Consider the following 8,934-nt stretch of genomic DNA (forward strand, 5'->3'; position numbering starts at 1 on the left):
TATCGTGTGTACGGGAATTATCTCCACCAAGGCCGGTAATTTTGTTGCTGATTTTAGACAAATTAACGCCAATGGTATATTTGAAATCATTACCAATCATATCGTTGTAGTTCAGGTTCAATTCCAATCCTTTATTTCTTACAGAACCTAAATTTTCAAAAGGTGGCGTAAGTGCATAGGTTGACCTTCCCGTAGGTTTAATTAAAATATCTTTAGAGTTCTTGATATAATAATCAGCAGTCACATTAAGCTTTCCCTTAAGTGTAGAAAAGTCCAGACCAATATTCGTCATATATACCTTTTCCCATGTTGCCAACTGATTAACCCCAAAGCTTTGGGAAACGCCATCATAAGGAACACCGTCGAAGCTATAGCTATAACCCAGGTTAAGCAGCGAGAAATAATTACCCAAAGGAACAGCATCCTGATTGCCAAGACTTCCCCATGACCCTCTTAACTTAAGGTCGTTGATCCAGGAAATATTTTTCATAAATCCCTCCTGAGAGATTCTCCAGCCTGCAGAGAAAGAAGGAAAAACAGCTTTGCGATAAGCCGGGTCAAAACGTGAAGAATAGTCCATCCTAAGATTCGCTTCCAACAGATATCTGTTTTTGAAACTATAGTTGAAACGACCAAAGAAGGAGCGCATAGCCCATTCCAGATCTGAAGTACTATTTCCCAGGATATCATTATTGTCATCATCTTTCAGTACACTTACATCTTCTGCAGCAGAAGATCCTGAGACAATCGTCGTCATGTCGTTATTCGGAAAATTCTTTCTCCCCAAGTATGCATATCTGGTAATGTTACTTTCCTGCGATGCGCCGACCATAATCTTTGCAAAATGATCTCCTGCTGTATATTGATAATCAGCATAGCCTTGCACCAGAAAATTTTGCACCTTTCCCCATTTTTCCTTTAGTTCATTTATAGTTACTGCGGTAGATGTTAAAGGCGCTTTGGTGAAAAAATTGATAAGAGGGTCCATGGTATTGGTAAATGCCCATGAATTGGTGTTTGTTGTTTTTAAAGAAACCAGCCCATTAACAGATAAACCCTTTACCGGAGTTAACACAGCCGTAGCAGCAGTTTGGAGATAATTATTCCGGTTGTAACTTTTACCGGCCTCCGCCATTCTCCTCAAAACATTATCTGCAGCAAGTGTAGAAGAAAGTGCCCCACCTGCTATGGTACCCCAGGAACCATCAGATTGACGGGCAGCCAACACGGGTGTTAAACGGTTTAAAGAAGTCCAATTTAACTCCCCGCCTCTGGTATCAAAGTTCTGACGATAGTAAGAGATAATAGTTCCAATTTTAAGCATGGAGTTTATTCTCGTATCCGCATTTAAATTTACAGTATACCTGTTCTGATCTTTATTGGGAACCAGAGATTCCTGGTTTAAATAAGAAGCGCTAAAGTAATAATTGGTTGCTTTCCCTGCACTGCTGATACTAATGGTGGAATTACTTTGTTTAGGATTTTTTTTCAAAGCAAGTTTATACCAGTCTGTATTTGCATAATTGTCCGGATCACTGCCATCCGCAAATTTTTGTATCTGTGCAGCAGAATAAAGAGGTGCTTTTCCGGCGTTAGTTAAAGCCTCATTATAGAGGGTTGCATAATCCGTCGCGTTTGTGTATTTAGGTAATCTGGTTGGAGATTGAATGCCATAATTGGTATTCAATTCTATAGATGGTGTTCCATCTCCCCCCTGCCCACGTTTCGTTGTAACCACAAGCACACCATTAGCTGCCCTTGATCCATAAATTGATGCAGAGGCGGCATCTTTTAAGACCGATATGGATTCTACATCATTTGGATTGAGTGACGCAAACTGAGTACTTGTTGCAGGTACTCCGTCGATAATGTACATTGGGGCAGATGAACCGAGGTTACTACGGCCTCTCAATGTAATCGTTCCTACTGAACTGACATCACCAGGCCGCTGGATCACGGTCAATCCGGGAGATACTCCCTGCAAAGCATTCTGCATAGATGTTACGGGTCTGTCGTTAATTTGACTCGCTGTAATCGTGGCAACAGCACCTGTCAAACTCGTTTTCTTTTGTGTTCCGTAGCCAACCACCACCACTTCTTCCAATTTTGCGTTATCCAGTTCCAGAGCAATCGTTCCAAGATCCTTTGTTGCAGTAACCTCTTTCGTGATATAGCCAATAAAAGAAATCGTAAGGACCGCATTCTCCTCTACATTACTTAAATGAAAATTCCCAGCAGCGTCAGTACTTGCAGCCTGCCCCTTCCCTTTTACTTTGATAACCGCTCCCGGCAAAGGCTTACCGGATTCATCAAAGACTTTTCCTTTTACGTCAATATTACTCAACAGGTTTCTTAATTTATCCAGGAAGGTAATTTCCGATTGTTTAATCACAATATTCTTCTGGTCTATTTCATAAGTTAGTCCACTATTCTTCAGACATGTCTCTAAAACCTCTGTTAACGGGACATTTTGAAAATTCACATTCATCTTAAAATTCCCGTTTACATTCTGATCGGAATACAAAATCTTATAACCAGTTTGTTTTTTAATTTGCCTGAAAATAAGATCAAGCGTAGCATTACGTTCAGAATACGTAATCCTTTGTGCAAAACCGGAGGCACTGACCTGCAGTAAGCAAGTGGTCATGATAATTATGATTAAGTTTACTCTCATGAGTATGTTATTTTTATCGGTCCCGATCATTCTTCGGAATACCGAATTCATAATTTGTAGAAATTTGGCCGACAGGCTTGGACATACCTCACCTGGGTTAAAAGCATTTGTTTTCATTGCTTTGTTTGTTGTTTCATCCATAGCCGGATACGCATCAGATTTGATTGCTATTTATGCGTCAATATCCCGATGGTTTGCTATTTTTGAATTGTTTGGGTTAATACGATAAACTGATCTCTAATTTGTTTTGGGGTTAGCTCAGATACTTATCCATGGAAGTGCTCGCAACACTTTCATGGTTTTTTCCGCTTCCCATTTACATTAACCGGTGTTGCTGTAGATTTTTCTCATACTGTTTAGATTTAATTTGATTGTTCTGTTTATTTAATGGCTGGTTAGTCCCATTACTTGCTATTGTTTTACTTTTATCATCCTGCCTTCAATGGTAAATCTCACTTTACTTGCTTTTTCCAGCATATGTAACAAGGTGGAAACCTGATCAAATTTAGAAACGGAACCAGTAAATGTTGGAGGATTTTCAGATGTACTCGTATAGACGATTTCTACATCATACCATCTTGCCACTTTTCTTAATATACTGGACAAAGATTCGTTGGTAAACACAAACTCTCCGTTTTTCCAATCAATGGTCTCTTCCGGATCTACCTCTTTAACCTTCACTTGCCGGTCTTTAAGGATAGATTGTTGCCCTGGCTTCAATACTGTTCTTGCATCATTCTCTCCTTTAAAAGAATTTCGTATTTGCACACTCCCTTCCAGTAAAGTTGTTTTGACAACGTTTTCATCTGAATAACAATTGATGTTAAAATGGGTACCAAGTACTTCCACTTCCTGTCCGGAACTTTTGACCTTAAACGGATGAGATTTATCTTTAAAGACTTCGAAATAGGCCTCTCCTTTCAATTCAACACTTCGTTCGCTATGGGCTGCAAAACAAACAGGATAGGTTAACCGTGAGGCGGCATTAAGCCAAACTTTAGTACCGTCTGGTAAGCTGATCTGGTACTGTCCTCCTTTAGGAGTTTCAATGGTATTGGATCCTGTTATATTTTTAGAGAGGCTATTTGTTTTTCCGATAGTATATATTAATTCCCCGGTGGCAGATTTCGTAACCTTAACACCTGATTGTTCCGCAATATCACCATGAGATGCATCAGTTAAGCTAATCCTTTCTCCACTGGCCAGGGTTAGATAAGCTTTATTGGAACCGGGTTTAACATCATTTTTATATACAGTAATTTGTTTGGCTGTATTAGAAAGAATAGCCGCTTTATAGAAAAACAAACCCGTGCCCAGCAGTATCAGAACCGCAGCAGCAGCCAGTCTAAAGAAAAGAGATCTCGTCCGGCCATTTTCCCGTTGATGGATCTGAGATTGAATCTGATCTAACAAATATTTTTTCTTCAAATCAGATTTCCCTAATTCTTCCGTATTCCAGCCCTCTTCCCCGTCAATAGATTTGAACCAGGCTTCACAACGAGCAATCTCTGCATCTGTTGCTGTTCCCTTACTTACTTTTGAGACTAACTGAAGAAACTCCTCTTTATTCATTTGGTTAAAAGCGGGCTTTTTCTGTCGCTTCTAATAACACAGCACTTCAGACACCCTCAGCACCCAAGCCAAATGAAAAAAAAATTTCTCAATAATACAGGTCCTATGTCTATTACAAAAAAGTGCACCAGAAAGACATCCTGCCCAGAGAGACCTTTAGTTTTTTAAGATTAATATTCATTTGGTTCTCAACCGTCTTTTCAGATATCCCTAGCTTCTCGGCTATTTCTTTATTGGTGAGAAATTCGTTTCTGCTTAAATGAAAAATTTGTCCGGCACGTTCCGGTAATGACTGTGTGAACTTCGCAATAATCTCTTTGAGTTCTCTTACCTCTAATGTGTTTTCATCTGCAGCAACCTCCACATAACTTTCAACAGCTCTTGCAAAGAACGCTTCTTTCACTTTTCCATGCCGGATGACGTTAAGTACTTTATATTTTACCGCGGCATACAGATAGGGTTTTAAAGCATCAGTAAGATGTTTTTTCCGATTAAGCCACAACCAGACAAAAACTTCCTGCACAAGATCATCACAGACATTTGAATCCTTTAAAATCTTGTAACTAGCTTGATAAAGAAATTCCCAATAACGTTCATAAATTTCTGTAAAGGCTACATTATCACCTTCTTTCAAACGTTTGATCAATTGACTATCCGGAAATTCAGCGTAAACTTTCAAGGACTATTTCGGTTTATAACAAAAGATTTGGTTTAAATAATGGGTAAATTATTCAAACCAAATCTTTTCACCACTTATAAAGCTGCGCAAACGTTTGATATCAATCTATGAAGCGTTTTAAGAAACAGCGTCGCCCAAAAGTGGATCTGTAAAACTCTCTTTTAAATGTTCAAGATGCCCGGCAAACTGCTGACTGAAAGTTGGGTACTGATTTGTTCGTAAAATAAAATCATACCAATTGTGGTTATTGCCCAGAGCAATAGTCTCCACCATTTCACCTCGGTTCGCTGGAAATACAATCTCGTGCTTTGGCTGTCCATAGGATAGGTCTTCCAAAGTAAATTTTAATTCCTGCTGTTTAGTTTTTCTGGTTATTTTCAACAGCAAATTTTTCTTTTGTGGATCATATAGCGCAGCCACAGATAATTCGGGATCATTTACATCCCCCTTATACCTCCTGTAAAAGCCATTTGTACTGTATATCTTCAAATCATATTGCTGGTTTTTGAACATCTCCAACGGCCATTGATAGTGTAGCGTATCTCCCGCATCAGCCGTAAAGGTCCAATAACGCCCACCGCCATATACATTAAACCCAACCCCACTAGACGCTTTTCCAAAAAATTTGTTGCCCGCAGTAAATGCAATTTCAAACTGCCCCTTAGCATGTTCAAGACTTCCATGTGCGTAGATTTCGTAAGGTATAATATTCGCTGGCTTAATCCCTTTTTCCTGTTGAGGAAGAAGTGTATTACCTTTTGGCGACTTCATAATTCCGGTAATTTCCTGGGCCGTTAATTTTTTATAATTATCCGGCAGTTTAGCAAATTTTGCCTTGTGGATGCCTTCAATAAAAGGCGCTCTTTTTATGGGCTCCGGAAAAGCTATCTTTTCACCATGATACGGTCTGAACACAGAACTTAAATCACCGCACAAACTTCTTCTCCAGGACGTAATATTGTCCTCATGGATCTTCTTACCCGTTTTATGTGTTAAAAAGTGTTCCAAAAATTGAATCGAAGAGGTGTGATCGAAGACTTGTGAATTCACATACCCGCCTCGCGTCCACGGAGAAACGACAAGCATTGGCACTCTGTAACCCAAACCAATCGGACTTTCTTTTTCACCGGACACATATTCTGCACTAACATCCAAAGATTTAGAGACCAGACCAGTGGCCGGATCTTTGGGATTTGGCGCCACAAAAGGTGGCATATGATCAAAATACCCATCATTTTCATCATAAGTTAAGATAAATATAGTCTTCTTCCAGATCTCCGGGTTTTTGGTCAGAATATCTATAGCTTCAGAAAGGTACCATGCCCCATACCATGGCGCACTTGGGTGGTCAGAAAAATTAGATGGAGCGACCAACCAGGAAACCGTTGGTAACTTACCGCTGTCCACATCTGCTCTGAATTGATGGAGAACATCCCCTTTGGGAACGTTAGCTGTCCGCTGGGTACCATGGTCATCATAGGTAATCTTCTCCAGACTATGATAATCCGGATCTTTTCGATTTGTTACAAAAGCCCTGCGATGAATATCCTGTTCTTCGGGGCTTAATTTATCCAATGGATTCTGCTCCAGAAAATCCAGTTCTTTTTTTACCCAGTCCAATTTCTTCTGAAGCTTAGGATCTGGTTTTTCCTGAAGTTTTTGCTCCAGCTCCTTCTTACTTGTTTTTAAATACGTAATGTGTTCAGGATGCCTCTTTACATGATATTGCTTAAAAAATTCCAGTGGATTATCTGTAAAGTTCCCTAACCAGTCATCTTCTTCTCCTTCAAAACCTACACCAACACTCAGCTCGTTTTGATAGATCTTCCAGTCTACACCATGGCTACTCAATCGTTCTGGAAATGTATTCCAGGAAATCCTTTCAGACCCATCAATATTATCATTTGACAGATGCGGTTTAGAATCCGCGCGCTGCTGTTCTCTGATTTTCGCCGTCCAGAAGAAGCAGCGGTTTGGACTCGTCCCTGTTAAAGAAGAACAAAAGTTATGGTCACAAACCGTAAAAGCATCAGCCAGCGCATAATAGAAAGGCACGTCCAGTCTATTGTAATAGCCCATGGTTAATGGCATATCCGCATATTCTTTATTTCCTGAACGTTTTGCATCAAGCCAGCCATCATGCCAGCCTTTGTTCCTGGCATCTACCTGGTTATCCCAGGAATGCGGAAGCGAGCTCATCCAGGTGGCCTTTGTATCTTTAATGTCTAATCTAAAAGGCGCGTAGGTTTCACCCTTTTTATTACTTTGCAACCAAACCGGATAGTTATTCGCAAGCCGGATTGCTCTTGGATCGTTAAACCCACGAACACCCTTCAACGCACCAAATACATGATCAAAAGAGCGGTTTTCCTGCATCAGAAAAACCACATGTTCTGCATCCAGATAACTGCTTCCCACTTCAGGATCTATGGCCAACGCTCTTTGAATGGATGGCGGCAAAATACTCGAAAGACCTAATGCTCCTGTTAACAGCGATGCTTTCTTTATAAAATCTCTTCTGTTGTCCATAATTTTATGCAATAAATACCTGCCGGTACCTGGAAGGGTTCCGGCAGGCTGGCAAAATACTTAATTTTTTAGAATCCACATCGTCTGGTTCGTATCGTCACTTCCAGCATATTGGCTTTTAACTGCAGCAGATAAATTTACAGAATTGTAGTCCAGCTCATTAGAAGGATACAGCCATCGTAAAGGAAAATTTGAAGCTGGGGTATTTAAATTTGTTACCGGATTTAAGGTAAAAACAGGATAACCCGTTCTTCTATTTTCAAACCAGGCAGAATATTTACCTCCTTGAAGGAAATTGGCCAGATATTTTTGAGTGATGATCTGGGCAATTTGCTGTTCACTTGTTCCAGAAAGCACTACTGTTGGTAACAATGGATAAGTATTAATATAAGCTGCATCCATTTTCATGCTGTGATTGTAATCTGTAAGGTCGGGTGTGTTGGTCGCGATAAAATTCATAGAATTTGTAATTCCAGCGGCGTAATAACTTTGAGCAGCAACGCCGCTGATCCAGCCCCTAACAGTTGCTTCAGCAAGAATAAATTGAAGATCCCAATAACTAAATACAGCTACCGGCTCTGCATTCACCAGTTGAACGTAACGGTTGTTCAAGTCTGCATAGTCTTTATTCACCCTTCTGGTCTGAAGGCTCGAAAATGCATCTGAAGGTTCAACACCTGGATAAGCGTCATAGTCAGATTCTGTTAGTCCGGATGCAATCTTGACAGGCGAAGGTTTGGCATAGTAAAACAACCTTTTATCTTTTAACAGTTTTAGTGGCCCCAGCAATACATTAGATAACATTGTATAGTTAGATTTAACAAAAGAGTTCCCAGATCCAGCAGGAACATCCGACCAGGGATAGTTTTGTCCGGCAGTAGCATTATAAGCTAAAGCAAAGTTATCTTTGTAATCCCGCATTAGTGGCCGGTTATTAACAATATCTTTAAAGCGTTCAATAACTTTCAGATCAGCATCTCCAGTTTTCTTATATAAATTTATCAGCACATGTAACTCAAAGCTATTCGTTAATCTTCTCCAGTTATCAACTTTACCCGCATATATTGGGTCTCCTTCAAAATTGCTTCCCTGAGAAAATAACTGGTTAGCCTGGTCCAACTCATTTAATATTCCCAGAAAAACCGTCTTTTGCGTATCATATTTTGGTTGCAGAATGTTATCACTCTCCCCTTTCACCGCATCTGTATAAGGAATATCTCCTACCTGCATTGTGGTCATAAAAAACTGCCATGCCCTGATAAAATGACCCAAGGCTTGATACGACTTTTTCAATCCATCATTTGTTGCATAGTTGATCATCGGAGTTATATTCCTGAGCAATGTAATTCGGCTAAAATCAGTTCTTCCCAATTTATTGTATTGAAAACCTTCCTGCCCCTCGCCCCAGGTAAGGTACTTACCCAATAAAAAAGGTTGCATAAAAGATTTCTGAGTACTGATATCGCTTCGTGTAATATTC

5 protein-coding genes are annotated in these 8,934 nt (G+C 39.9%); all 5 read right to left on the bottom strand.

The genetic code is table 11. From position 1 onward, the window contains the following. On the bottom strand, nt 1–2,647 hold a 2,647-nt coding region (locus tag VNZ46_RS00440), incomplete at its 3' end, for a SusC/RagA family TonB-linked outer membrane protein (RefSeq protein ID WP_325558099.1). A 438-nt stretch (nt 2,648–3,085) separates the two neighbouring features. Continuing rightward, complete coding sequence (locus VNZ46_RS00445) at nt 3,086–4,246, bottom strand: FecR family protein (protein ID WP_325558100.1); 1,161 nt, start codon at nt 4,244–4,246, stop codon at nt 3,086–3,088. Between the two features lie 112 nt (nt 4,247–4,358). Then, nucleotides 4,359–4,925 carry an RNA polymerase sigma-70 factor gene (locus VNZ46_RS00450; protein ID WP_325558101.1) on the bottom strand — a complete coding sequence of 189 codons (567 nt, stop codon included), beginning with the start codon at nt 4,923–4,925 and terminating at the stop codon, nt 4,359–4,361. A 117-nt stretch (nt 4,926–5,042) separates the two neighbouring features. Beyond that, nucleotides 5,043–7,454: a phosphocholine-specific phospholipase C gene (locus VNZ46_RS00455; RefSeq protein WP_325558102.1), complete on the bottom strand. Its 2,412-nt coding sequence runs from the start codon at nt 7,452–7,454 to the stop codon at nt 5,043–5,045. A gap of 60 nt (nt 7,455–7,514) precedes the next feature. Beyond that, nucleotides 7,515–8,934 (bottom strand): SusD/RagB family nutrient-binding outer membrane lipoprotein (locus VNZ46_RS00460; RefSeq protein ID WP_325558103.1); only part of this gene is annotated, 1,420 nt, incomplete at its 5' end.

This window comes from Pedobacter sp., from assembly GCF_035566355.1.
Taxonomy (GTDB): domain Bacteria; phylum Bacteroidota; class Bacteroidia; order Sphingobacteriales; family Sphingobacteriaceae; genus Pedobacter.